The sequence below is a fragment of the Micromonospora sp. NBC_00421 genome (assembly GCF_036017915.1).
Lineage (GTDB): Bacteria > Actinomycetota > Actinomycetes > Mycobacteriales > Micromonosporaceae > Micromonospora.
On the sequence record NZ_CP107929.1, the window covers coordinates 5,362,199 to 5,385,722 of the forward strand.

Consider the following 23,524-nt stretch of genomic DNA (forward strand, 5'->3'; position numbering starts at 1 on the left):
TGGCGTAACGTCCGAGCCATGCCGAGGTCACTCTTCTGGAGCCGGACGGACACCGCCGGGGCCGAGCACGCCGTCCTCGACGACGGGCCCGGTGTCGCTGCGCACGGCACCCAACTGGCGGTCGACCCGATCCCCTACACCTGCCGTTACCGGTTGGCGACCGACGCGGACGGGGTCACCACGTCGCTCGCCGTGGAGGTCGAGGGGGCCGGCTGGTCACGGACCGTACGGCTGGAACGCGGGGCGGACGGTTGGCGGGCGACGACCGGCGAGCAGGGCGACCTGGACGCGGCGCTCCGAGCGGCCGGTCGTCCACCGGCAGGGCTGCCCGGCATCGAGGACACCGACCGGCTGCACGACGCCCTCGACGTCGACCTGGGCGGCTCGGTGCTGTTCAACAGCCTGCCGATCCGCCGGTTGGGGTTGGCCGGAGCCACGTCCAGCGTCGAGCACCGGATCACCGTGGCGTGGGTGCTGGTGCCGAGCCTGGAGGTGGTGGCCGGCGAGCAGGTCTACACGGCCGTGGGGCCGGGGCGGGTCGGCTTCGCCAGTGACACCTTCCGGGCCGAACTGACAGTGGACGACCACGGCTTCGTGATCCGCTATCCGGGCCTCGCGGAGCGGTCGCCCGCCTGAGTCCGACCGTCCGTCGCCCCGAACAGGGGTGACGCCGCCGCCCGTCGTACGCGCCGCCCGCAATGTCGAACGGACGCCTGCCGGTGGTCGCCCGAACAGTTGGGCCGACAGTTCCGAAGAGCCGTTTTCCGGCCCCGGAAAGCTATGTGGAAGTAGCACCTTCGCCAATCCTGTCCCAATACCGACAGGTCTCGCTCACGGGACTCTCACTCCACTACCATTTGCGTCGCATCCAGTGTCGCCAGCCGTATTCCGGCGCGGAATAGCGTCGGCGTCGGCACGGCGGCACATAAACCGACAGGTCGTGAAGAGAGGTACCGACGTGGCCGACCATGGCGGCACCACCCAGCTCCGTATCAACCGCGCCACACTGTGGGTCGGTAGCGACATCTACCAGCTCCGCAATATCGCCCGCGTGCAGTCACTGGTCTCCACACCCGACCGGGCGGGGGTCACCCGGGCCATCACCAGAACCGTCTTCTGGCTGTTCGGCCTGACGGTAGCGCTCTGTTGCGGCGCCCAGGCCGACGCGCCGAGCGGGGTCGCCGTCGTCGCCGCGCTGGTCTTCCTGGCCCTCGCCGCGCACAGTGGCTGGACGGCGTTCCGCATCGCCACCCGGGCCACCCAGTACGCCCTCGTGCTGGAGACCACTGGTGCGCCGAGCGCCGCCCTCGTGAGCACCGACGGCGTGATGATCGACGGGCTGGTGGGTCTCATCGCCGAGGCCATCGAGAATCCGCCGATTCGGGAGATCATCCAGAACATCGACAATCGGAAACTGGTCTTCGGCGACGAGATCAACATGAAGAGCAACGGCATCCAGATCGGAAAGGTGGTGCGCGGTGGGTGACCATTACGGCGACCAGATCAACATGCACGGCGGATATCTCCAGATCGGCAAGATCGTCGGTCGGGATGCCGCCGACGAGCTGAGTTCGCTCATCTCCCTGCTACAGCAGAAGGGAGCTGCCGACGCTCAGGGAAACGTCGTCGACCCCGTGGTGGCCGCCGAGACCGTCAGGCAGGAGAAGAGCCGCCTCACCGGTCTGCACGAGGCGGTACGCAAGGGACTCGGCCCTGCGATGAAGACCCTGGCCACGGGTACGGCCGTGGAATTCATCGTGCAGTCGCTGACCTGACGGCACCGGTCAGGCCGGCCAGCTGCCGGTGGTGAGGAAACGTTCGATGGTGGCCAGGTGCGGGGCGAGGTCGAGGCCCTGCCCGGCCACCCAGGCATCGTCGTAGTAGGTGTCGGCGTACCGCTCTCCGGCGTCGCAGATCAGGGTGACCACCGAGCCGGTCCGGCCCTGCGCGAGCAGCTCCCCGATCAGCCCGAACGCACCCCACAGGTTGGTGCCGGTAGAGCCGCCGACCCGCCGGCCGAGCACCGCCGAGCCGGCCCGCATGGCGGCCAGCGAGGCGGCGTCGGGCACCTGGGTCATCCGGTCCACCACCGAGGGGAGGAAGGACGCCTCGACGGTGGGCCGGCCGATCCCCTCGATCCTGGACCCCCGGCCGGTGCACGCCGACCAGTCGGCGGCCTGCCAGGCCGGGTAGAACGCGGAGTTCTCCGGGTCCACCACGCAGAGCTTGGTGGGCAGCCGCTGGAAGCGGGCGTACCGGCCGATGGTGGCGCTGGTGCCGCCGGTGCCCGCGCCCACCACGATCCAGGCTGGCACCGGGTGCCGCTCCAGGGCGAGCTGTGCGTAGATCGACTCGGCGATGTTGTTGTTGCCCCGCCAGTCGGTGGCCCGCTCGGCATAGGTGAACTGGTCCATGAAGTGCCCACCGCTGTCCTCGGCGAGCCAGCGCGCCTCGATCACCACCTTGGCCGGATCCTCGACCAGGTGGCAGCGCCCGCCGTGGAACTCGATCTGGGCGATCTTCTCGGGGGAGGTGGAGGCGGGCATCACCGCGACGAACGGCAGCCCGAGCATCCGGGCGAAGTACGCCTCGGAGACCGCCGTCGAGCCGGAGGACGCCTCGATCACCGTGGTCGCCGGTCCGATCCAGCCGTTGCAGAGCCCGTAGAGGAAGAGCGAACGGGCCAGCCGGTGCTTGAGCGACCCGGTGGGGTGCACCGACTCGTCCTTGAGATAGAGGTCGATCCCCCACTGCCGGGGCAGTGGGAACGGCAGCAGGTGGGTGTCGGCGGACCGGTTGGCGTCGGCCTCCACCGAGGCGATGGCCTCGGTCACCCACACCCGGCTGGCCTCGTCGCACCGGTCCAGATGAGTCACGTCGGCAACGTTACAAGCGAGGTCAGCTCGGGTTCGGGCCGACCCGGCGGCGCTGCCGGCGCTGCCCGGCCCGGCCGACCGCCCGGACCACCGGGACCAGCGCCAGCGCCAACCGGGGAAAGGTGTCCAGCAGACGTACCTGGGCGCCCCGCCAGCGCGGCAGGCTGACCACCGGGCGGGGGCGCCGGGCCAGCCGGGCGACCCGCGCCGCGACCCGTTCCGGGCGCAGCAGGGTGCCGGTGAAGGAGGCCGCCGCGTCCGGGTCGTCCAGCCGGTCGTGCAGCATCGGCGTCCAGATGCCGTCCGGGCAGAGACAGGAGATGTGTACGTCGCGCAGCCCGGCCGTCCGCAGGTCGGCGAGGGTGCCGATGCTGAACGCGAGCAGCGCGTGCTTGCTGGCCGCGTAGACGGTCTCGCCGGGGGCGGCGACCAGCCCGGCCAGGGAGACGACGTTGAGCACGTGCCCGTGCCCCTGGGCGCGCATCACGTCGAGGGCGGCGAGGGTGCCGGTCATCGCGCCGAGCGTGTTCACCTCCAGCACCCGCCGTCGGGTGGCCGGATCCTGCGTCCAGGACGGCCCGGTGACCAGGATGCCGGCGTTGTTCACCCAGAGTCCGAGCCCGCCCCGACCGACCGCTTCGGCGGCCACCTCGGCGCAGGCCGTCCCGTCGCGGACGTCGAGCGCCCGGGACCATCCGCCGAGCGGTCCGGCGGCGAGCGCGACCGCGTCGGCATCCAGGTCGGTCAGGAGTACGGTCCAGCCGTCGGCGTGCAACGCGGCGGCGACGGCCCGGCCGAGCCCGCCCGCCGCCCCGGTCACCACGGCGGTGGTGGGCGCAGGCGTCGTCATCGGCGCAAGGTATCGCCGTCGTCCCTTCCGCACCAGCCCCGGCCCGCCCGACGGCGTCGGGGCCCGTCCATGGGGCGGCACGGCGGCCGGTCGGTCCGCGGTGCGGCACGGCGGCCGGTCAGGAGGTCGGCGGCTCGATCGGCTGGGGCCGGTTCTCCCACTTGGTCGACAGCGCGATGCCGGTGCGGGTGGAGGCCACCCCGGGGGTACGGCTCAGCCGGACGATCAGCTGCTCCAGCTCGGCGATGGTGCCCACCCGCGCCTTGAGCAGGAAGGACTCGACGCCGGCCATGAAGTAGCAGGATTCGATCTCGGGCATCTGCCGGAACGTCTCCAGCACGTCGTCGGTGTCCCCGCCGGAGTCCTCGACGATGCCGATCAGCGCGGTCACCCCGAGCCCGATCGCCTCTGGCTCGACCTCGGCGCGGTATGCCCGGATGACGCCGCTGGACTCCAGCTTGCCGACCCGTTCGTGCACGGCCGGCGCGGAGAGACCGACCTGCCGGGCCAGCTCGGCGTACGACAGGCGGGCGTTACCGCGCAGCAGTTCGACGAGGCTCCGGTCGATCGTGTCCACGGAGGGTGAGCCTATCCGTTGGGGCGTAACGTCCCGCGCCGGGCATCCGTTGAACATGACAGCAGGTGACAGTTCGCAGACCGACGGTCAAGGGAGTGCCGCGCCGGTACCATTTACTAACTTCTCACTCCGTGCGTTTTTCGCGTTTGGCGGACAGGCCAGGTCGCTGGTGCTGTAATTGCCATACGTCCCTCATGACGGCTCTGGGCTCGCACCGGCCGGGGGCAGTGTGTTCAGCCGAGGGCTTCGTCGACGCGAGGAGGGGGCTGTGGACACTGGAGATCGCCTGCTGACACCGGGTGAGGTCGCCGCACTGTTTCGGGTGGACCCGAAGACTGTGACGCGGTGGGCGGCGGCCGGCCGGATAGGCAGCATCCGGACTCCAGGCGGGCATCGCCGGTTTCGGGAATCCGAGGTGCGGGCCCTGCTGGAAGGGGAGGGCATGTTGGACGAGGCGGATGACATGGGCAAACCGCGCAATGCGGGCCCTACCGCCTCGACCGGGCCGGGTCCGGCCAATGCCGGGATGTACTGAATGGTGCGATACGGGCGCGCGGGCCGGCCGAAAGGTCCGGCCCGCCTCCGACTGGGCGGTTGACGGGTTCCGGCGGGGATCGTCCGGCCCCGCCACCGGGCGGCCACCCGCGTCAGGTGCCGGTAGGCGGCTTGTTGTGTGCGGCACCCAGATCGACGACGGGTCAGCGGTCGGCGGCCAACTGGCCCGACCAGCGGCGGAACAGCGTGTGCGGCACGCCCAGGGCGTCCAGCACCTTGCCGGCGACGAAGTCGACAAGTTGCGCTGCGGTGGCGGACGCACCCGCGCCGTAGAAGCCGGGGCTGGCCGGCAGCACCACCGCGCCGGCGTCGTGCAGCGCGATCAGGTGTTCCAGGTGGCTACGGGTCACCGGGGTCTCCCGGGGCACCAGCACCACCGGGCGTCGTTCCTTGAGGTTGACCTCGGCGGCGCGTTGCAGCAGGTCCTTCGACAGGCCGATGGCGATGCCGGCGCAGGCCGCAGTGCTGGCCGGCACCACCGCCATTCCTCGTACCCGGTAGGAGCCGCTGCTCGGACCGGCGGCGATGTCCCCGGCGGGCCAGTGCCGTACGTCGTCGTCGGTGAGATCCCGGCCCAGCCAACCGGCGAGGTCCTCGGCCCAGTGGCCGTCCCGGAACGGCCGACCGGTCTCGTCGAGGACGGTCAGCCGGGCGGCCCGGGACACGATCAGGTCCACCGGCTGCCCGGCGTCGAGCAACCCCCGGACGACGGCCGCCGCGTACGGGGTGCCGGACGCCCCGGAGACCCCGACCACCCATGGTTCACGCATACAACCAGCCTGCCTGGTCTGCCCCGACTGTCGACGCCCACCCCCGGGAATCCCCGCCCCCGCCCGGCTGCACCGACCGGACCCGGGCGACGCGTCCGTGGGCGACCTGGGATGCTGCGGTCTACTGATCCACACCGTACGGGGGGAGGCATCGGTATGGTCGGCGAGGTCCTCTGGGCGTTACGGTCGGCGTGCCCGATCCCACCCCGGCTCTCGCCGTACGCCGACGGGGTGCAGGAGTGGTTGCTGGACCGGCTGCCCCGGTGGGGGTTCCCGTTGGACGCCGAGGCACTGGGCCGGCTCGACCGGGCCGGCTTCGCCAGGTATGCCGGCCGCCTCTACCCGGACGCCGACGAGCCGGACCTGCGTACCGTGACCGCCCTGTTCACCTGGTTCTTCCTGGTGGACGACGCCTGTGACGGGCCGGACCGGCTGCCCCCGGAGCAGATCCGGGCCTTGCGGACGGGGACGCTGACCCTGCTGCACGACGGCCCTCGACGACGGCACCCGGGGTTCGGCGGGCCGCTGCGACGGCTACTGGTGGAGGCGTGGCGGGCGCCCCGACGCCGGATGCCGGCACGCTGGCGGCTACGGTTCACCGACGCGGTCGCCGACCACCTGGACGGCACCTGGCGGGAGGCGGTGGCGAAGGAGAACGGACGGGCACCCGGGGTGACCGAGTACGTCGAACTGCGCCGGGCCACCTCGGCGGCGTACGTGTCGTACCCGCTTATCGAGTTCGTCGGGGGGCGGACGCTGCCCGAGGCGGTCTACCACCATCCGCTGCTGCGTCAGATCGGCGCACTCGGCAACGACCTGCTCTCCTGGTACAACGACCTCGCCTCGGTGGAGCGGGACCGGGCCACCGCCGGCGGGCACAACCTGGTGCTGGCGCTGGCCGCCGAACGGAACGTGCCGGTGGCGCAGGCGGTGGAGCTGGTCGCCGAGCGGTGGCAGGACACCATGGCCGCCTTCGAGAGGCGACGCGCGACGGTCCCGTCGTTCGGCCCCGCCCTGGACGATGCCGTCGCCGCCCACCTCGCCGGCATCGCGAACGCCGTCCGCGGCACCATCGACTGGACCCTCGAAAGCGCCCGCTACCCCACCCACCCCTGACGCCCTCCCCAACCCGCCCCCTCCCGCCTAACCCCACCCGGCCCACCCCGCCGCGCCCGGCCGCCCCACCCCTGACGCCCTCCCCAACCCGCCCCGCCCCGGTGATCAAGAGAAATAGGTCACTTTGAAGATCAAAGTTGACGTAAACCTCTTGATCACCGGGGCGGGGCGGGGCGCACCGGGGTGGGTGGGGTTAGGGGTGGAGGTTCAGGCGGAGGAGGAGGTCCAGCAGGGCGAAGGCGAAGAGGGCGATGCCGACGAAGCCGTTGGCGGTGAAGAAGGCCCGGTTGACCTTGCTGAGGTCGGTCGGAGTGACCACCAGGTGCTGGTAGCCGAAGGCGACAGCGGTGAGCGCCAGCCCGATCCACCAGGGCCAGCCGTAACCGACAAGCGTGCCGAACCAGATGAACAGGGCGAACGTCACCACGTGCGCCACGGTGGAGGCGTGCAGGGCGAAGCGCCGCCCGTAGCGGGCGGGGACGCTGCGTACCCCGATCCGCCGGTCGACCTCGTCGTCCTGGCAGGCGTAGATCAGGTCGAAGCCGCCGATCCACAGGCCGACGGCCGCGCCGAGCAGCCAGGCCGGCCACGAGCCGGCGAAGGTGCCGGTGACGGCGAGCCAGGCGCCGACCGGGCCGACCGCCTGGGCGACCGCCAGGATGGCGTGCGGCCAGTCGGTGAACCGCTTGCCGTAGGGATAGACCACAAGCGGGATCACCGCGAGCGGGGCGAGCACCAGGCAGAGCGGGTTGAGCAGGGCGGCGGCGGCGAGGAACACGACGAGCGCGACGGCCGCGCCCGTCCAGGCCGTCCGCACGCTCACCGCCCCGGTGACCAGTTCCCGCCCGGCGGTACGCGGGTTCCGCGCGTCGATCCGTCGGTCGAGGATCCGGTTGGCGGCCATGGCGAACGTCCGTGCCCCCACCATCGCCACGGTGATCAGCAGCAGGTCGAGCCAACGCACCCGACCGCCGTCGACCTGCATCGCGGTCAGCGCCGACAGGTAGGCGAACGGCAGCGCGAAGACGGAGTGCTCGATCGCGACGAGCCGGAGGAAGGACTTGACCCGGCCGGGACGGGCGGCCGGCGTGACGGCGGTGGCCATCAGATGCCGTACTCCTTCCAGCGCTTGTCGACCAGGGAGGCGACCTCCGGCGACATGGTCATCTCCTCCGGCCAGCCCCGGGTGTAGCCCTCGGTGGGGAGCTTGCGGGTCGCGTCGACGCCCACCTTGCCGCCCCAGAACTGCTGGTAGGACGAGTGGTCGAGGTGGTCAACCGGGCCCTCGGTGAGCAGCAGGTCGCGGGCGTAGTCGACGTTGCCGAAGGCCCGGAAGGCGACCTCGTGGTAGTCGTGCACGTCGCAGTCGGAGTCGACGATCACGATCAGCTTGGTCAGCGACATCAGGTGCGCACCCCAGATCGCGTTCATCACCTTCTGCGCGTGCTTCGGGTAGCGCTTGCGGATCGACACGATCGCGCAGTTGTGGAACACCCCGGCGGCCGGCAGGTCGTAGTCGACGATGTCCGGGATCATCAGCTTGAGCAGCGGTTGGAAGATCCGCTCGGTGGCCTTGCCGAGGCCGTGGTCCTCCTGTGGCGGCTTGGAGGTGACGATCGAGTGGTAGACCGGGTTGCGCTGCATGGTCATCGTCTCGATGTGCAGCACCGGGAACGGCTCGACCGGGGTGTAGAAGCCGGTGTGGTCGCCGAACGGTCCCTCGGGCAGCCGCTCGCCGGGCTCCAGGTAGCCCTCCAGCACGATCTGCGCGTGCGCCGGCACCTGCAACGGCACGGTCAGGCAGTCGACCATCTCGACCCGCTCGCCGCGCAGAAACCCGGCGAACAGGTATTCGTCGATGTCACCGGGGAGCGGCGCGGAGGCGGCGTAGCTGACCACCGGGTCGCAGCCGATGGCGATGGCGACCGGCAGCCGCTGGCCGAGCCGTTCGGCGACCGCGTGGTGGGCGGTGGAGTCCTTGTGGATCTGCCAGTGCATGCCGAGGGTGTTGCGGGAGTGCTGCTGGAGCCGGTAGAGACCGAGGTTGCGCTTGCCCGTCTCCGGGTGCTTGGTGTGGGTCAACCCGTAGTTGTGGAAGATGCCGCCGTCGTCGGGCCAGACCTGGAGGCCGGGCAGCCGTCCCAGGTCGACGTCGTCGCCGGAATAGACCACCTCCTGGCAGGGGGCCGTCTTCACCTTGCGCGGCGGCACCGACTTGAGCTGCATGACCTTGCCCAGGCCCTCGCGGATGCCGGACCAGCCGACCGGCAGCTCCGGCTTGATCAACGCGCCGATCCGGTCGCCGATCTCGTCCAGCGACCCGACGCCGAGCGCCATCGCCATCCGCTTCTCGGTGCCGAACAGGTTGATCGCCACCGGCATCTCGCCCCGGGTGGGCCGCTCGAACAGCAGCGCCGGCCCGCCGGCCCGGACCGTCCGGGTGACCACCTCGCTGATCTCCAGCGTGGGGTCCACCGGGACGGTCACCCGCCGCAGCTCGCCCGCGCGCTCCAGCGCCGCGAGGAAGTCCTTGAGATCGGTGTACGGGAAGCCACGTGCCGCCATACGGCCAGTCTCCCGCACCCCGGGCGGCACCGCCCACGCCGGGTCGCCCCGCGCGGTGTGCGTCTCCCCACCCCGATGAGTGCGCCTCCCCGCCCGGGTGGATGGCGGCCTTGGTCAGAGATCTTGGCAGGAAATGGCCCCATATGGGGCCATTTCCTGCCAAGATCTCGGCGAGCGTCTCCACACGGGCAGGTGCGTCTCTCCGACCGACGGCTGCTCGTTGGACGGGTGACGGTGGGGCAGGTGGCCGGGCCGTCGACGTCGGAACGGGGGCAGGGATGGACGACGGACGGGTTCCGGTGGGGTTCACCGAGCAGCGGGCCCAGGTCGGCGAGGTGGCGATCAACTACGTCCGGGGCGGCCGGGGGCCGACGCTGGTGCTGCTGCACGGCTATCCGCAGTGCTGGCGGATGTGGCGGGGGCTGCTGCCGGAGCTGGCCGCCTCGTACCAGGTGGTCGCCCCCGACCTGCGCGGCTTCGGCGACAGCGACGCCCCGCCCGAGGGATACGACAAGAAGACCGTCGCCGCCGACCTGCACGGGCTGCTGACCGGCCTCGGCCTGGCCGACGACATCCGGCTGGTCGGTCACGACGTGGGCACCATGGTCGCGTACGCCTACGCCGCCGCCCACCCCGACACGGTGTCCCGGCTCGTGCTGACCGAGGCGCCGATTCCGGACGAGAGCATCTACGCGTTCCCCGCCCTGAGCACGGCCGGGCCGGCGGTGTGGAACTTCGGCTTCTTCAACGTCACCAACGGCCTGCCGGAGGAGCTGGTCGCCGACCGGGAGGCACGCTGGGTGGACCGCTTCACCGACTCGATCATGGTGCACAAGGGCAGCATCGGCCCGGACGACATCGAGGAGTACGCCCGGCACCTGACCGACCCGGCGCACCTGCGGGCCAGCTTCGACTATTTCCGGGCCTTCGCGCAGGACGTCGCGGACAACACGGCGTACCGGAAGAACCCGTTGCCGATGCCGGTGCTGGCCGTCGGCGCGGCGGCCAGCCTCGGCGGACAGGTCGCCGACCAGGTACGCCGCTACGCCCGCACGGTCGACGGCCAGGTGGTCGCCGACTGCGGCCACTGGCTGTTCGAGGAGCGCCCCGCCGCGCTGACCGCCCTGCTGCTCCCCTTCTTACGCGACTGACACCGGAGCCGGTGCCGGCGAGGTCGACCGGCATCTCGGGCGCGCAGCGGTGACGCCTCGCCGGCGGTCATGCCGCGTCGGCCCGGCCTTCGCGGTGGCGAGCGGTGACGACGCGGCGCAGCACGTCGAGGGCGTGTTCGGCTTCGTCGTGACTCACCGGCGCGGTGCGGACGGTGACGTATCCGCTCAGGGCGTCGCGGATCACATCGGAGCGGCGGCTTGCGGTCTGCTCGGCGAGGCGGTCAAGTTGCTTCACGAGCTCCACTGGTAGCCGGGTGCTGACCAGCACCATCGGTGTCTCAGGCGCAACCCCGGAGGCCGGCGTTGCCGTCATGGACCTGATGACCGGCGCCAGGCTGTCGGTGTGCTGGAACCATGCCACGACCTCGTCTTTGGTCATCCGGTCGAAGTCCGGCTCGGTCATAGGACTCGCCTCCTCCACTCGTCGAGGTCTGCGCCACGTAGGGCACGAGCCCCGATGATCTTGTATGTGTTCGTGGCACCGATGCGGTCACACAGTGCGGCGACCACTCGACCACTGTCGGCCATGCCCATGATGATGAGCAGCAGATCCCCGAGAGTGCGCTCGTGGCGTAGGCCCGACGGGGCGTACAACGCCTGAGTCGTCTCGTCCACACCGACGCCGTTGCGGCTGGCGTTGTCCAGACCCTCGTCGGTCCAGACGTACTCGCGTTCACGCACTCCGCAAGCGTAACACGTCGTAATACGCCGGGATTCGACGGAGCAGACTGCCGCCGGGGGTCAGCGGGTACGGGCGAGCGCGACGAAGGACCGCCAGGCTGCCGGGGTGAAGCTCAGCACGCCGCCGGCGCGGTCCTTGCTGTCGCGGACGGCGACCAGCCCGGGAAGGTTGTCGGCCACCTCGACGCAGTTGCCGCCGTTGGTGCTGCTCCGGGTGCTGGTGCGCCACCGCGCGCCGGTCAGCTCCATGACTTCGCCACCTCCGTCAACAGATCGATCGACTGCTGGAGCGGCAGCGCCTCCCCCTGGATCGACTCCCAGGCCGACCGGACCGCCAGCACGCCCCCGGTGTGGTCGATCACCTGACCCTTGAGCTGATCGTCCAGATAGACGACATCCTCTCCGGTGGGCAGCGGAGCCAGCACGAAGGCCCCGGCGACACCGGGATACGCGCCGACCGAGGCGGGCACGATGTGCAGCCGGACCCGGGTGTGCGCGGTGGCGACCTTCACCAGCCGCAACAGTTGCTCGCGCATCACCACCGGCCCGCCGACCGGGCAGCGTAACACATGTTCGTCGAGCACCGCGACGAGCTGCGGCGGTCGTTCCCCGGTCAGCACCGCCTGCCGGGCCAACCGCGCCTCGGCCCGCTGCTCCACCTCCGGCTCGTCGAAGAGGCCGACGCTGCGGAACAGCGCGCGGGCATAGGCGGCCGTCTGGAGCAACCCCGGCACCACAATGGGTTCGAACGACCGGAGCACGGTGGCCTGCCGCTCGTTGGCCTCCCATTCCCGCATCCACTGCGGCGACCCGAGGCGGGCCAGCATCCGGGCGAACGCGCCGCCGGTGTCGAGCGCCACGTCGACCCGCTCCCAGAAGTCGGGCGGCGGCTTCCGCGCGCCGGTCTCGACCATCGCCACTGTGGACGGCGAGTAGTTGACCGTCCTGGCCAGCTCCTCCTGGGTCATCTTGCGGGCGGCCCGCCGATGACCTGGGCTTCCGGTCAGCCGTGGCGCAGAACCACACTCAGTCATGCGCACCCGGCAGCAGGCGCCCCTTCCCCGCCGAACCTGCCCAGGGCGGCGTTTCCGATCAGGCCGCCGGCTCCCAGGCATAACCGGCCAGGGGCGGGTCGAGCGGGGCGCGGGTGAGCCGGTTGGCCAGGGTCGAGATGGTGTACGTCCCGACCCCGAGCACCACGTCCAGGGCGTGCCGGGGGCGGTAGCCGGCGTCGAGGAAGGCGGTCAGCTCGTCGTCCGGCACGTCACCGGCGTGGTCGAGGACGGCGAGGGTGAACCGGCGCAGCGCCGCCAGCCGGGGTTCGGGCAGCTCGCTGCCGTCGCGCAGCGCGGCGATCAGTTCAGCGGCGGCACCCAGCCGGTGCAGCGTCGCGGTGTGCATCGCCACGCAGAGGTGGCACCGGTTGCGGGTGGCCACCGTCAGCACGACCACCTCCCGCTCGACAGGTGCGAGGTCGGTGGCCTCGAAGGTGGCGGAGGCCGTCAGGAACCCCTTGAGCAGTTCCGGGGATTCGGCCATCAGGCCGACCGCGCCGGGCAGGTGGCCGAGTTTGCGGTGCACGCCGGCCATGGTCGGCCGGGCGGCGTCGGGCGCGGTGTCGAGGGTGTGGGTGGTGAAGCCGGGTCGGGACATGGCGGTACCCCTCACGTAAGCTAGTCAACGTGGTTGTCGAAACAGTAAACCAGATTGTCGAACGTGTCGACGGCTGACCCCGAGCGCCCCGGCTTCGTGCTGCCCCTGCTGCTGCTCGCCGGGTTCCGCAGCCTCATCGACGAACTGCACGCCGAGTTGGCCCGGCAGGGCCACCCCGAGCTGCGGCCGGCGCACGGCTTCGTGCTCCAGGCCGTCGGGGTCGACGGCACCACCGCGTCCGAGCTGGGGCACCGCCTGGGCGTCTCGAAGCAGGCCGCCGGAAAGACCGTCGACCGGCTGGTCGCCCTCGGCTACCTGGAACGCGCCGACGACCCGGCCGACGCCCGCCGCAAACTGGTCCGGATGACGGAGAAGGGTGTCGACGGGCTACGTCGGTCGGCGGTGCTCTTCGACGCGCTGCGGGAGCGCTGGGTGACGCGGATCGGCGCGGAGCGGGTGGCCGCCCTGGAGGACGACCTGCGCGCGGTCACCCCGCCGGATTCCTTCCGCCTCGACGTCCCCGGCTGGTTCGGCACCTGACCACTCCAGAGCCAACCAGCGACGATCCGGGCGCGGGAGCGGCCCGGTTTGGGTCAGGCGGTTCGCGGTGGTGCCGTGCTGGCCCGTGTCACCAGCCGGTTCGGCACCAGGCTGGTACCGGGCTCGACGGGCTGGTTGCGGATCTGTCGCAGCGCGGTCTCGACGCATCTGCGGCCTACTTCGGCGAAGTCCTGATGGATCGTGGTCAGTGGTGGGATGAACGAGGCGCTGTCCGGGATGTCGTCGAAGCCGATCACGCTGATGTCGCGGGGAACGATCCGTTGCTTCTCGTGCAACGCCCGCAGCACGCCGAGGGCCATCTGGTCGTTGCCGGCGAAGACCGCGGTGCACGACGCCTCGTCTGCCAGCAGGAGGCCGGCGCGGTAGCCGGATTCGGCCGACCAGTCGCCGCGATACATCGACGGTACGGGCCGACCCGCCCCTTCAAGCACGCAGCGCCACGCCGTCGCCCGACGCCCGGCGGCGAAGGACTCCGGCGGCCCGGCGACGTGCCAGACGGTGTGGTGGCCGAGGTCGAGCAGGTGTTGGACGGCCTGCCGCGCACCGTCGGCCTGATCGGTGTCCACCACGCTGTAACGGTCGCCGGCATCGGAGTCGACGACCACGACATGCACCCCTGGCGGGAGGACGAACATCGCGGCGTCGAGCAGATGCACCTCCATCACCACGATGACGGCGTCCACCGCCAACTCGCCCAGTCGGGTGAACGCGCCCAGCACGCCGTGCTGGGTGGGTGTCGCCACGGGCATGAGCGTGATCACGTAACCTGCCCGGCTGGCGTGGGTGGCGATCGCCTCGAGCAGCCGGCTGTTTCCCGTGGTGGACAGCGTGAAGATGATGACGCCGATGGTGCGGAACTCGCCGTTCTTCAGCGCCCGGGCCGCGCTGTTGGGCCGGTAGCCCAACTGCTGCATCGCCGCGAGAACCTGTTGGCGGGTGGACGCGACAACCCCGGGATGGCCGGTGGAGACGCGGGATACCGTCTGCGCGGAGACCCCGGCCGCTCGGGCCACGTCCGCCATCGACACGCGCCGGTGGCGTCGGGTGATGCCTGACGATCCTGCGAGGGCCCGCGGCACACCGTCCGGCGATGCTGGGATCATCGCTACGGTGCTCCTTTCGCAGCCCGGCGGGCTGTTGAACGACACGATAAAGCAGCTATCGGTTCTTGACGCCATCCGAGAGAGACGTCGGAGGGATCCGGAACGCCTCGTTCCGGATCCCTCCGACGTCAGGTTGGTGTCAGCCGCGGGTCCACCGCTGGTTGGCGCCTCCGTTGCAGGTCCACATGTTCACCGCTGAACCGTTCGCGGTCGCGTTGTTGGCGACGTCCAGGCACAGCCCGGACTGGACTCCCACCACTGTGTTGTTGGTGAGGGTCCACTGCTGGTTGGCACCGCTGCCGCAGTCCCCGAGGACCGCCGTGGCACCCGGCGTCGTGCTCTGACCGGAGACGCCCAGGCACTTGCCGAGCGACTGCAACTGGCGGGTGGAGGCGTTGTACGTCCACTGCTGGTTGGCCCCGGTGTGGCAGTCCCACAGCGCCGGCCTGGTCCCGTTTGCGGAGTTGCTGTTCGGCACGTCGAGGCAACGACCCGACTGAGCGCCGATCAGCCTCGCCGTCGTCGTCCCCGTGGTCGGGACCGGTGTCGTCGGCACGACGCCGCCCAGGTCGATGGTGCTGTACGTGACGGAGTTGACGGTGCTGCCGTTGTAGCCGCCGCTGAGCACCACCAGGCTGTGGCCGTCGGCCAGCGGAACCATGCCGCGGCTGTACCCGCCGGCGACCTTGGAATCGACACGGGTCCAGGCGTTCGCGGCACCGCCCTGGGTGTTGACGAACACGTCGGTTGTGCTTTGCGCACTGACGACGAGGGTGCCGTTGGAGCCGCCGGTGGGAAGCCAGGTGATGTACGGGTTCCAGAAGGCGGTGTGGCCGTCGGTCGACCTCAGGACCTGGCCGGTGACTGAGCCGAACGCCTCGGGGTTGGAGGAGATCTTGTAATAGACCGCGAGGTTTCCCGCCGGCGAGCCCCCGTACTCGTACGTCATCACGTAGTTGCCGTTCGGCAGCTTCGCAACTGTCGACATGCCGGGTCGGTCGCTCTGGGTGGAGGTCGCCACGTCGTCGACGACGGGGCCCCAGTTGACGCCGTCCGTGCTGACCTGGTGCACCAGCTTCTGGCTGTGGCTGCTGTCTCGCTCGTCGGAGTAGTAGACGATGAGTTTGTTGCCGTTGACCAGGAAGAAGGGTTCCCAGACCGGTCTGCCCGCGCCGTTGGCGATGGTCTTGACGAAGGTCCAGCTCTGCCCTTGGTTCGTGCTGGCGTACATGTCGATCTTGAACCCGGAGCGGTTACTGGGGACGGAGTCGCCGGCGGCCAGGATGGTCCCGGCGGGGAAGCTGCCGATCGCGGTGGGCAGTTCGAACAGCTGTGGCTGCCAGCGCATGCCCCAGCCGTTCTGCGTGTCGGCGACTTCCGAGATCTTGGTCCAGGAGTTGCCGGTGTCGGTGCTGCGGTAGATCGGGAAGACGGGCTTGCCGGTGGTGTACTGCTCGAAGGTGGCGAGCATGGTGCCGTTGGACGACCCGCTGTGCTCCAGCCGGATTCCCCTGGGGTAGAGCGTGCCGGGGGCGGGGGTGCCGGACGGCGGGGTGTACATGGTCTGCGAGGAGCGGGTGATGGCCTCGCTCACTGCGGGGAGGAGGACCGTGCCGACCGCTGCGACCAGGGCGAGCAGCAGGAGCAGGACAAGGAGGGGGAAGGGACGGGAAAGCGGGGCGGCGCCGGATCTGGCGCCTGTCTGCTTCGGGAACATGTGCGGCTCCAATAGCGGGGGAACGAGGTCTCGTCCGGGTCCGCCGCGTCGGGAGTGACCTGGTGGCGGTACGGCGGAGTTCAGGGAACTGTCAGCCGGGCGAGTTGGTGTCCAGCGGCTGGTCGTTGTCCTCTCTCCTCGCGGACGGGTGGGCCAGGGGTCAAGGCGTCTCCCCCGCCGGCCGTCAACGTCGACCACGTCACCCTTGTCGATGTTTACGTAAACATCGACAAGGGTCGCGGCCCCATCCGGACGCCGCAGTCGAAGCTGATGCCCGATTTAAGCACTAAATTGTTTACGCAAACATCGTTCGGCGATGATGTCACCAGCCTTATGGGGCGTCAAGGTGTCGGCCAATGGGAAGGCACCACGACCACCACCTACCGCTGGCGGTCGGTACCGCTGACCGGCTTCGGGAGGGGAGACGTTCTGCCGGCCAAGGGGCATCGACACACCTGGTCCTCCGGTAGAGGATGGGACGCATGGACGACGCGTACACGGTGGGCGATCCCGACGGCCTCTCCCCGCTGCTGCGGGAGATCCGCGACGCGGTGGCCCGGGAGCTGCACGCCCAGCTCGCCCTGCGGGCCGAGCGCCTCGAACTGGCCGACGTGCCCGAGGTCGCCTACCAGGTGACCCTCGGCGTCGACCGGGTGCTCACCGGCCGGCTCAGTTCACCCCGGCGTACGAGTGCAGGCCGGTGAAGAAGAAGTTCACCCCGAACAGGTTCATCAGCACGGTCAGGAAACCGAGCACCGCGATCCAGGTCGCCACGTTGCGCTTCACGCTGGGCGTGGCGCGGGCGTGCAGGTAACCGGCGTAGACCACCCAGGAGATGAACGCCCAGGTCTCCTTCGGGTCCCAGCCCCAGGCCCGGCCCCAGGCCGCCTCGGCCCAGATCGCGCCCGCGATCACCGCGAACGTGAAGATCGGGAACGCGAAGGCGTGCAGGGCGAAGGTCAGCCGCTCCAGGTCGGCCGCCCCGGGCAGCCGTCGGGCCAGCGTGTACGGGAAGCTGCGCCGCCCCTGCTCGTAGCCGTTGCGCAGCAGGAACGACACCGCCGGCACCACGCCCAGCAGGAAGATGCCGGAGGAGAAGACGATCGTCGACACGTGGATGATGAACCAGTACGACTGGAGCGCCGGCATCAGCGGCACCACCTGGACGTAGAGCTTCAGCTCGGCGAAGGCCAGCAGCAGCACCATGACCAGTGTGAGGAACAGCCCGAGCCGGCGCAGAGCCGGCCGCTTCCAGAGCACCACGAGCCAGGCGGCGGTCCCGATCCAGGTGACCGTCAGCACGAACTCGTACATGTTGCCCCAGGGCATCCGGTCGGCCGCGATCCCCCGGGTGACCAGCGCGCCCAGGTGCAGCGCGGCGGCGAGCACGGTCAGCCCGGCGGCGATCCGCCCGGCCAGTCTGGCCCGCCCGGCCGAACGACTCGGCCGGATCGACGGCGGCGTGGCCCCGACGGGTGGGGCCCCGGCCGCATCGCCCGCCACCGGCCCGTCGACCTTGTCGACGCCCGCGCCACCGGCACCCGCGGCGCCCACCGCACCGACGCCCGCGCCGACCAGCTCGCGGGCCGGCGCTACCCGGGCCGCCACCGCGCGGACGTTGCCCAGGGCGTACTCGACGGCGTGGCTGATCATCGCGACCAGGTACACCAGGATCGCGAACGTCACCAACTGGTCGGAGACTGCGGACATCACTCGACTCCCTCTCGCGCCCGCCGGTCGGGCCGCCCGTCGTCGCGTACCGCGGCGACGAGAGACGCGAACTCCTCGGCGAACCCCGGATGCTCGGTGCGCGGCAGCCCACCGGCCGCCACCAAACTACTACCGCTCGTCGGAGATCCACTGTCGGGGGGCGTCACCCGGAACCAGACCCGCCGCCGCCGACCGAACAGCGAGCCCATCAGCCCGGCCAGCAGCACCACGCAGGCGCCCAGCATCAGCTTCTCGCCCGGGTCGTGCCGGACGGAGAGGGTGACGTACCGCTTGGTGCCGAGGAACTCCAGTTTGCTGCCGTCGTCCAGGGTCCACGTCTCGCCCGGGGCGAGCTTGCGGTTGCCGACCTGCTTGAGCTTGCCGTTGGTCACCTGCCGCTGGTCGAGTTGGTAGACCGAGCCGGGGATGCCCGCGTCCAGCCCCAGGTTGCCCCGGTAGGCGGCCAGCACCACGGCCGGGTTGCGCTCCTCGGGGAACCGCGACGACGCGAACGGCGCGGTGTCCGGGGCGGTCGGCAGGTAGAGCCCCTCGAAGGCGACCTGCTGGTTCGCGTCCCGCCGGCCGGTCGCCGGGTCGACGTTCGCGTCCGGGAAGGCGGCCACCCCCTCGCTTGTGAGGTTGGCGTCGCCGCTGGTCAGGAACGGCTCCGTGCTGGTCTGGCTGCGGCCGTACCGGTCGGTGTACTTCAGGATCGGGGCGTAGCCGTGGCCCAGCAGGTAGACGTTGGCCGAACCGAGCCGCAGCGGCGAGTTGACCGAGAAGTCGGCGGTGCGCCGGTCCGACCCGTCCGGCCGGTCGACGGTCACCGTCGCGCGGTAGCTCTCCGGCTGACCGGACGGCAGGAACCGGGCGTCGAAATCGTCGAGGGTCAGGCAGAACGGTGGCAGGTCGGCGCTGTCGACGCGCGGGCCGAGCTTCACCTCGGCGTACTGCTGGCGGGTGTTGCAGAAGCTCGCGTCGGCGACCAGCAGGCGGTTGCCGTGCCAGCCGTACCACGAGCCGAGCGCGACCCCGATCAGGACGGCGACCAGCGAGGTGTGGAACAGCAGGTTGCCGGTCTCCTTGAGGTAGCCCTTCTCGGCGGAGACCTCGTTGCCGCGCACCTGCACCCGCCAGCGGCGGCGGCGCAGCACGGCGGCGATGGCCGCCGGGTCGGCGGCGGCCGGCGCCTCCAGCACGGTGTGCTGCGGCAGCCGGTCCAGCCGCTTCGGCGCGGCCGGCGGCCGGGACCGCAGCGCCCGCAGGTGGTCGCGCATCCGGGGCAGGACGCAGCCCACCAGCGAGGTGAACAGCAGCAGGTAGATGGCGGAGAACCAGACCGAGCCGAACACCTCGAACGCGCCGATCCGGTCGAGCTGCGGGGCCAGCTCGGGGTGCTCGACGAAGTACCTGTCGACGTTCTCCGGGTTGACCCCACGCTGCGGCAGCACCGAGCCGGGAATCGCGGCGACCGCGAGCAGGAACAACAGGATCAACGCGGTACGCATGCTGGTGAGCTGCCGCCACGAGTTGCGCAGCAGGGCGAGCAGCGGATTCGGCCGACGGCGGGGCGCCTCGGCGGGTGGGCTGGTCGGCCGGTCGTCGACTGTCGTCATCAGATGCTCACCTCGCCGGGGCCCACCGTCGTCTGCAACCAGATCACGAAGTTCTGCCAGCCGCCTGTGACAAGCGCCAGGCCGATCAGGATCAGCAGCACCCCGCCGATCCGGGTGACCCACCGGCTGTTGCGCCGGACCGCCCGGAACACCCCGAGCAGCCGGTGGAAGCCCAACCCGAAGACCACGAACGGCAACCCCAACCCCAGGCAGTACGCCACCGCCAGCACCACGGCCCGGTCGGTCTGCCCACCGGTGGCGGCCATCCCGAGCACCGCACCCAGCGTCGGACCGGTGCACGGCATCCAGCTCAGCGCGAACACCGCGCCGAGCACCGGCGCACCGAGCAGCCCGGCGGCGGGCAGCCGGCGGATGCGCAGTTCCCGCTGCATGCCGGGGAGCACGCCCAGGTAGCTCAGCCCGAGCAGGACGATCAGCGCGCCGATGACCACCTGGAAGGTGCGCTCGTAGTCGAAGAAGATCCGGCCGAACCCGGCGAAGAGGATAGCGGTGGCGGTGAAGACGACTGTGAAGCCCGCGATGAACAGCAGCGTCCCGGCGAGCACCCGCCCCTTGACCGCCGCCGCCGGCCGGGTCGCCGCCCGGGTCGCGACCGCCACCGGGCCGTCCGGGCCGCCGGCCCGCGCCGGTTCGCCCCCGGTCGGGGCCGGTTCTCCACCGGTCGATCCCGGCCCGCTGTCGGTCGGGGTCGGGGTGCCGGCCGGATCGGGACCGCCGCCGGTCGGGGTCGCCCGGGAGCGGCCCTCCAGGTCGGTGCCGGCCAGGCCGGTCACGTACGACAGGTAGCCGGGCATCAGCGGCAGCACGCACGGGGACAGGAAGCTGACCAGCCCGGCGAGCGCCGCCGCGCCGATCGCGAGCAGCAGCGGGCCGGACTGGGCGAGTTCGCGGAACGTCTCGCCCATCAGCGGGAACCGGTGGACGCCGGCTCTTCGGCGGCTATCCGCTCGACGATCGGCCGCAGCCCGTCGGTGGTGACGGCGGCCCGGATCACGGTGGCGATCCGGCCCTGCCGGTCGAGCACGACGGTGGCCGGGATGGTGTTCGGCGGGATGTCCAGCGCCAGCGCCAGCCGACTGGCCGGGTCGAACAGGCTCGGATAGGTGACCCGGCCCTCCTCGAAGGCGGTCGCCTTGTCCCGGCTGTCCTGCACGTTGATGCCGAGGAAGGTCACCCCGGCGGCCTTGGTGGCCTGGTAGGTGGCCTCCAGGTCGTCGGCCTCGGCCCGGCAGGGCGCACACCAGGAGCCCCAGAAGTTGAGCACCACCACCTGGCCCCGGGCCTGGGAGGTGTCGTACCGGCCACCGGTGAGCAGGTCACCGGCGATCTTCGGGGCGGCGGAGCGTTGGTCGGGGGCGCACTCGACGATGCCGCCGTTGTTGGCGCACCGGCCCTCCTCGTCACCGGAGGAGCAGCCGACCAGCGCCGCCCCGGCGGTGACGGCGGCGAGCAGGACGGCGAACGACCTCCGAAGACGCATCTCAGGCCCCCTTGGCCGTCCGGGCTGTCGCGGACATGGCGATCAGGTGGGCGGCCGGCTCGGAGTAGCCGATCCCGACCACCTTGGCCCCGTCGAAGTGGAACGAGGTGAGGCTGGCCAGCCCGCACTGCCGGCGGCGCGGGTCGTGCCAGAGCCGCTTGCGCTCGACGTAGCGGCGCAGCGTCCAGATGGGGAGCTGGTGGGAGACGATGACCGCCTCGCGCCCTTCGGCGGCGACCCGGGCGGCGTGCAGCCCGGCGAACATCCGCTCGGCGATGGCCCGGTAGGCCTCACCCCAGCTCGGGGTCACCGGGTCACGCAGCACCCACCAGTTGCGCGGGTCGCGGAACGAGCCGTCACCGGGCGAGACCTTCTTGCCCTCGAACCAGTTGGCGCTCTCGATCAGCCGCTCGTCCACCCCGACCGGGAGCCCGAACTGACCGGCGATCGGCTCGGCGGTCTGCTGGGCGCGTTCCAGCGGGCTGGCCACCACGTGCACGACCTCCCGCTCGGCGACCGCCTGGGCGGCGGCCTTGGCCATCTGCACGCCCAGCTCGGAGAGCCGGAAACCGGGCAGCCGGCCGTAGAGGATCTGGTCGGGGTTGTACACCTCGCCGTGCCGCAGCACATGGACGACCGTCTTGCTCATTGGTTTACCCCCCGTGGCCCGCGGCTGCCGCTGCTGTCGCCGCCGCCGGCAGGGCGGCGGCGATGTGCTCCAGGGCGGCGTCGTCGAGCGCCGCCGACACGAACCACGACTCGAACGCGCTCGGCGGCAGGTAGACGCCGGCGGAGAGCATCGCGTGGAAGAACGCCTTGAATGCGGGCACCTGCTGGGTGCGGGCGCTGTCGTAGTCGACCACGTCGGCGTCGGTGAAGAAGATCGAGAACATGCTGCCCGCGTACGACAGGCGGTGCGGGACCCCGGCGGCGGCCAGCGCGTCGGCGGCCAGCCGGCCCACGACGGCGGCCGTGTCGTCCAGCTTCCGGTAGAGCGCGTCGTCGGCCAGCCGCAGGGTGGCCAGGCCCGCGGCGCAGGCCAGCGGGTTACCGGAGAGGGTGCCGGCCTGGTAGACCGGGCCGGCCGGGGCGAGTCGGGACATGATCTCCGCGCGCCCGCCGAACGCCGCGGCGGGCAGCCCGCCCCCCATCACCTTGCCGTACGTCCACAGGTCGGCCTCCGACGGGTCGAGGCCGTGCCAGCCGGCCCGGGAGACCCGGAACCCGGTCATCACCTCGTCGACGATCAGCAGCGCGCCATGCGCGTGGGCGAGTGCCGCGAGCCGGGAGTTGAAGCCGTCGCGCGGGGCGACCACCCCCATGTTGCCGGCGGCGGCCTCGGTGATGACCGCCGCGATGTGCGGCCCCTGCGCGGCGAAGGCCGCCTCGACGGCGACGAGGTCGTTGTAGGGCAGCACGATGGTGTCGCCGGCCGCCGCGCCGGTGACCCCGGGCGAGTCGGGCAGGCCGAGGGTGGCGACGCCGGAGCCGGCGGCGGCGAGCAGCCCGTCGGAGTGGCCGTGGTAGCAGCCGGCGAACTTGATGATCTTGGAGCGGCCGGTGAAGCCCCGGGCCAGCCGGATCGCCGACATGGTCGCCTCGGTCCCCGAGTTGACCAACCGGACCTGCTCGACCGGGGTGCGGTCGACGATCTCGGCGGCCAACTCCACCTCACCCGGGGTGGGGGTGCCGAAGCTGGTGCCGAGGGTGGCGGCCTCCCGGACCGCCTCGACCACCTCGGGGTGGGCGTGGCCCAGGATCAGCGGCCCCCAGGAGCAGACCAGGTCGACGTAGCGCCGCCCGTCGGCGTCGTACAGCCAGGGACCCTCCCCCCGGACCATGAAGCGCGGGGTGCCACCGACGGCACGGAACGCGCGCACAGGGGAGTTCACCCCGCCGGGCACGATGGCCAGGGCGCGGTCGAACAGGGCCTCGGAGGCCGGTGCGTCGGCCGGGTAGCGACCGGTGCCGGCGGAAAAGGTATTCGTCACGATGCGGCCATTGTGTCAGCGCCGGACGGGGAATCGGCAGGCACCCCGGGACGGGGTTACCCCGCTCACCCGCCCGACAGGGGCCGGAACACCGCTCGCCGGTGCGATGACCGACACGGCGGATCGCCTCGCCGGGCCGGGTCGCCGAGATCGCGATAGGCTGACCGGGTGGATCGTGCCGAACTGTCCATCACGGTACACCGGACGGGCGACGAAGTGGTGTTGCGCCTGGCCGGTGAGATCGACATGCTCACCGCCGCCCAGTTGTCGACAGTCGTGAACGAGGTGCTCGCCGATCCTCCGCCGCGCATCGTGCTCGACCTGGCCGGGGTGACCTTCTGCGACTCGCAGGGCCTGGGCACGCTGGTGGTGCTCAGTCGCAAGGCCAGCCACTCCCAGTGCCTGCTGATCCTGAGCAACGTGGGCGACTTCCTGCTCCGCGTCCTCGACATCACCGGCCTCCGCTCCGCCCTGATGATCCGCAACGAGACCCCCTCCGGCTGACCCGGT

28 protein-coding genes are annotated in these 23,524 nt (G+C 71.2%); 9 read left to right on the plus strand and 19 right to left on the minus strand.

Annotated elements, in window-relative coordinates:
* Nucleotides 1-18 precede the first annotated feature (18 nt).
* From OHQ87_RS22740 to OHQ87_RS22750, 3 genes are all read left to right on the plus strand, one after another.
* Entirely contained in the window at nucleotides 19-636 is a 618-nt protein-coding gene (locus OHQ87_RS22740; protein WP_328340933.1) for a putative glycolipid-binding domain-containing protein, read from the plus strand.
* Nucleotides 637-940: 304 nt separating this feature from the next.
* The gene (locus OHQ87_RS22745) at nucleotides 941-1,486 is read left to right on the plus strand and encodes a DUF6232 family protein (RefSeq protein ID WP_328340934.1); all 546 of its coding nucleotides are present in this window, start codon (nucleotides 941-943) and stop codon (nucleotides 1,484-1,486) included.
* The gene (locus OHQ87_RS22750) at nucleotides 1,479-1,775 is read left to right on the plus strand and encodes a hypothetical protein (protein ID WP_328340936.1); all 297 of its coding nucleotides are present in this window, start codon (nucleotides 1,479-1,481) and stop codon (nucleotides 1,773-1,775) included. Before OHQ87_RS22745 ends, OHQ87_RS22750 begins: the two co-directional genes overlap by 8 nt.
* A 9-nt stretch (nucleotides 1,776-1,784) precedes the next feature.
* Here OHQ87_RS22750 and OHQ87_RS22755 read toward each other — a convergent pair whose 3' ends face one another.
* The 3 genes from OHQ87_RS22755 to OHQ87_RS22765 all read right to left on the minus strand — a co-directional run bounded on the left by OHQ87_RS22755 (nucleotide 1,785) and on the right by OHQ87_RS22765 (nucleotide 4,303).
* Nucleotides 1,785-2,876 (minus strand): PLP-dependent cysteine synthase family protein, encoded by a 1,092-nt coding sequence (locus OHQ87_RS22755; RefSeq protein WP_328340938.1) that lies wholly within the window; start codon nucleotides 2,874-2,876, stop codon nucleotides 1,785-1,787.
* 22 nt (nucleotides 2,877-2,898) lie between these two features.
* Nucleotides 2,899-3,726, minus strand: a complete 828-nt coding sequence (locus tag OHQ87_RS22760) for an SDR family NAD(P)-dependent oxidoreductase (RefSeq protein WP_328340940.1) — start codon at nucleotides 3,724-3,726, stop codon at nucleotides 2,899-2,901.
* 118 nt (nucleotides 3,727-3,844) lie between these two features.
* Nucleotides 3,845-4,303 (minus strand): Lrp/AsnC family transcriptional regulator, encoded by a 459-nt coding sequence (locus OHQ87_RS22765; protein ID WP_328340942.1) that lies wholly within the window; start codon nucleotides 4,301-4,303, stop codon nucleotides 3,845-3,847.
* Nucleotides 4,304-4,571: 268 nt separating this feature from the next.
* On the opposite strand from OHQ87_RS22765, the gene OHQ87_RS22770 reads away from it, so the two are divergent.
* Complete coding sequence (locus OHQ87_RS22770) at nucleotides 4,572-4,838, plus strand: BldC family transcriptional regulator (protein ID WP_328340944.1); 267 nt, start codon at nucleotides 4,572-4,574, stop codon at nucleotides 4,836-4,838.
* Between the two features lie 163 nt (nucleotides 4,839-5,001).
* On the opposite strand, the gene OHQ87_RS22775 is transcribed toward OHQ87_RS22770, so the two are convergent.
* Nucleotides 5,002-5,628, minus strand: coding sequence for a UbiX family flavin prenyltransferase (locus OHQ87_RS22775; RefSeq protein WP_328340946.1), 627 nt, complete (start codon nucleotides 5,626-5,628; stop codon nucleotides 5,002-5,004).
* Nucleotides 5,629-5,784: 156 nt separating this feature from the next.
* Between OHQ87_RS22775 and OHQ87_RS22780 the strand changes: the two genes are divergently transcribed.
* Nucleotides 5,785-6,744, plus strand: coding sequence for a terpene synthase family protein (locus OHQ87_RS22780; RefSeq protein ID WP_328340948.1), 960 nt, complete (start codon nucleotides 5,785-5,787; stop codon nucleotides 6,742-6,744).
* 193 nt (nucleotides 6,745-6,937) lie between these two features.
* Here the strand turns inward: OHQ87_RS22780 and mqnP are convergent, their stop codons facing one another.
* Nucleotides 6,938-7,849 carry a menaquinone biosynthesis prenyltransferase MqnP gene (gene mqnP, locus OHQ87_RS22785; RefSeq protein ID WP_328340950.1) on the minus strand — a complete coding sequence of 304 codons (912 nt, stop codon included), beginning with the start codon at nucleotides 7,847-7,849 and terminating at the stop codon, nucleotides 6,938-6,940.
* Nucleotides 7,849-9,309, minus strand: coding sequence for a menaquinone biosynthesis decarboxylase (locus OHQ87_RS22790; protein WP_328340952.1), 1,461 nt, complete (start codon nucleotides 9,307-9,309; stop codon nucleotides 7,849-7,851). The genes mqnP and OHQ87_RS22790 overlap by 1 nt, the downstream gene beginning before the upstream one ends.
* 278 nt (nucleotides 9,310-9,587) lie before the next feature.
* Between OHQ87_RS22790 and OHQ87_RS22795 the strand changes: the two genes are divergently transcribed.
* On the plus strand, nucleotides 9,588-10,460 hold the full coding sequence (locus OHQ87_RS22795) for an alpha/beta fold hydrolase (RefSeq protein ID WP_328340954.1): 873 nt from the start codon (nucleotides 9,588-9,590) through the stop codon (nucleotides 10,458-10,460).
* 67 nt (nucleotides 10,461-10,527) lie between these two features.
* On the opposite strand, the gene OHQ87_RS22800 is transcribed toward OHQ87_RS22795, so the two are convergent.
* From OHQ87_RS22800 to OHQ87_RS22820, 5 genes are read right to left on the minus strand one after another with little or no spacing between them, the layout of a single operon-like run.
* On the minus strand, nucleotides 10,528-10,884 hold the full coding sequence (locus tag OHQ87_RS22800; protein WP_328340956.1) for a ribbon-helix-helix domain-containing protein: 357 nt from the start codon (nucleotides 10,882-10,884) through the stop codon (nucleotides 10,528-10,530).
* The gene (locus tag OHQ87_RS22805) at nucleotides 10,881-11,162 is read right to left on the minus strand and encodes a hypothetical protein (RefSeq protein WP_328340958.1); all 282 of its coding nucleotides are present in this window, start codon (nucleotides 11,160-11,162) and stop codon (nucleotides 10,881-10,883) included. Before OHQ87_RS22805 ends, OHQ87_RS22800 begins: the two co-directional genes overlap by 4 nt.
* Nucleotides 11,163-11,222: 60 nt before the next feature.
* Nucleotides 11,223-11,411 carry a DUF397 domain-containing protein gene (locus tag OHQ87_RS22810; protein ID WP_328340960.1) on the minus strand — a complete coding sequence of 63 codons (189 nt, stop codon included), beginning with the start codon at nucleotides 11,409-11,411 and terminating at the stop codon, nucleotides 11,223-11,225.
* Nucleotides 11,402-12,196, minus strand: a complete 795-nt coding sequence (locus OHQ87_RS22815) for a helix-turn-helix domain-containing protein (RefSeq protein WP_328340962.1) — start codon at nucleotides 12,194-12,196, stop codon at nucleotides 11,402-11,404. The genes OHQ87_RS22810 and OHQ87_RS22815 overlap by 10 nt, the downstream gene beginning before the upstream one ends.
* A 58-nt stretch (nucleotides 12,197-12,254) precedes the next feature.
* Nucleotides 12,255-12,830 (minus strand): carboxymuconolactone decarboxylase family protein, encoded by a 576-nt coding sequence (locus tag OHQ87_RS22820; protein WP_328340964.1) that lies wholly within the window; start codon nucleotides 12,828-12,830, stop codon nucleotides 12,255-12,257.
* A 48-nt stretch (nucleotides 12,831-12,878) separates the two neighbouring features.
* On the opposite strand from OHQ87_RS22820, the gene OHQ87_RS22825 reads away from it, so the two are divergent.
* Complete coding sequence (locus tag OHQ87_RS22825; protein ID WP_328340966.1) at nucleotides 12,879-13,355, plus strand: MarR family winged helix-turn-helix transcriptional regulator; 477 nt, start codon at nucleotides 12,879-12,881, stop codon at nucleotides 13,353-13,355.
* Between the two features lie 53 nt (nucleotides 13,356-13,408).
* On the opposite strand, the gene OHQ87_RS22830 is transcribed toward OHQ87_RS22825, so the two are convergent.
* On the minus strand, nucleotides 13,409-14,554 hold the full coding sequence (locus tag OHQ87_RS22830) for a LacI family DNA-binding transcriptional regulator (protein ID WP_328340968.1): 1,146 nt from the start codon (nucleotides 14,552-14,554) through the stop codon (nucleotides 13,409-13,411).
* 64 nt (nucleotides 14,555-14,618) lie between these two features.
* Nucleotides 14,619-16,073 (minus strand): ricin-type beta-trefoil lectin domain protein, encoded by a 1,455-nt coding sequence (locus tag OHQ87_RS22835; protein ID WP_328340970.1) that lies wholly within the window; start codon nucleotides 16,071-16,073, stop codon nucleotides 14,619-14,621.
* 605 nt (nucleotides 16,074-16,678) lie between these two features.
* Between OHQ87_RS22835 and OHQ87_RS22840 the strand changes: the two genes are divergently transcribed.
* Nucleotides 16,679-16,900 (plus strand): hypothetical protein, encoded by a 222-nt coding sequence (locus OHQ87_RS22840; protein WP_328340972.1) that lies wholly within the window; start codon nucleotides 16,679-16,681, stop codon nucleotides 16,898-16,900.
* Here OHQ87_RS22840 and ccsB read toward each other — a convergent pair.
* Genes ccsB through hemL form a run of 6 tightly spaced genes read right to left on the minus strand, consistent with a single transcriptional unit; the run spans nucleotide 16,866 to nucleotide 23,014 of the window.
* A complete protein-coding gene (gene ccsB, locus OHQ87_RS22845) occupies nucleotides 16,866-17,906 on the minus strand; it encodes a c-type cytochrome biogenesis protein CcsB (protein ID WP_328340974.1) in 1,041 nt (346 codons plus the stop codon). The genes OHQ87_RS22840 and ccsB overlap by 35 nt on opposite strands.
* Nucleotides 17,906-19,522: a cytochrome c biogenesis protein ResB gene (gene resB, locus OHQ87_RS22850; RefSeq protein WP_328340976.1), complete on the minus strand. Its 1,617-nt coding sequence runs from the start codon at nucleotides 19,520-19,522 to the stop codon at nucleotides 17,906-17,908. The genes ccsB and resB overlap by 1 nt, the downstream gene beginning before the upstream one ends.
* On the minus strand, nucleotides 19,522-20,448 hold the full coding sequence (locus OHQ87_RS22855; protein ID WP_328340978.1) for a cytochrome c biogenesis CcdA family protein: 927 nt from the start codon (nucleotides 20,446-20,448) through the stop codon (nucleotides 19,522-19,524). Before OHQ87_RS22855 ends, resB begins: the two co-directional genes overlap by 1 nt.
* On the minus strand, nucleotides 20,448-21,023 hold the full coding sequence (locus OHQ87_RS22860; RefSeq protein WP_328340979.1) for a TlpA family protein disulfide reductase: 576 nt from the start codon (nucleotides 21,021-21,023) through the stop codon (nucleotides 20,448-20,450). The genes OHQ87_RS22855 and OHQ87_RS22860 overlap by 1 nt, the downstream gene beginning before the upstream one ends.
* A gap of 1 nt (nucleotide 21,024) precedes the next feature.
* Nucleotides 21,025-21,672 (minus strand): histidine phosphatase family protein, encoded by a 648-nt coding sequence (locus tag OHQ87_RS22865; protein WP_091244220.1) that lies wholly within the window; start codon nucleotides 21,670-21,672, stop codon nucleotides 21,025-21,027.
* A gap of 4 nt (nucleotides 21,673-21,676) precedes the next feature.
* A complete protein-coding gene (gene hemL, locus OHQ87_RS22870) occupies nucleotides 21,677-23,014 on the minus strand; it encodes a glutamate-1-semialdehyde 2,1-aminomutase (RefSeq protein WP_328340983.1) in 1,338 nt (445 codons plus the stop codon).
* A gap of 168 nt (nucleotides 23,015-23,182) precedes the next feature.
* Here hemL and OHQ87_RS22875 point away from each other — a divergent pair, with 168 nt between their 5' ends.
* Nucleotides 23,183-23,518 (plus strand): STAS domain-containing protein, encoded by a 336-nt coding sequence (locus tag OHQ87_RS22875; protein WP_145917415.1) that lies wholly within the window; start codon nucleotides 23,183-23,185, stop codon nucleotides 23,516-23,518.
* Nucleotides 23,519-23,524 lie beyond the last annotated feature (6 nt).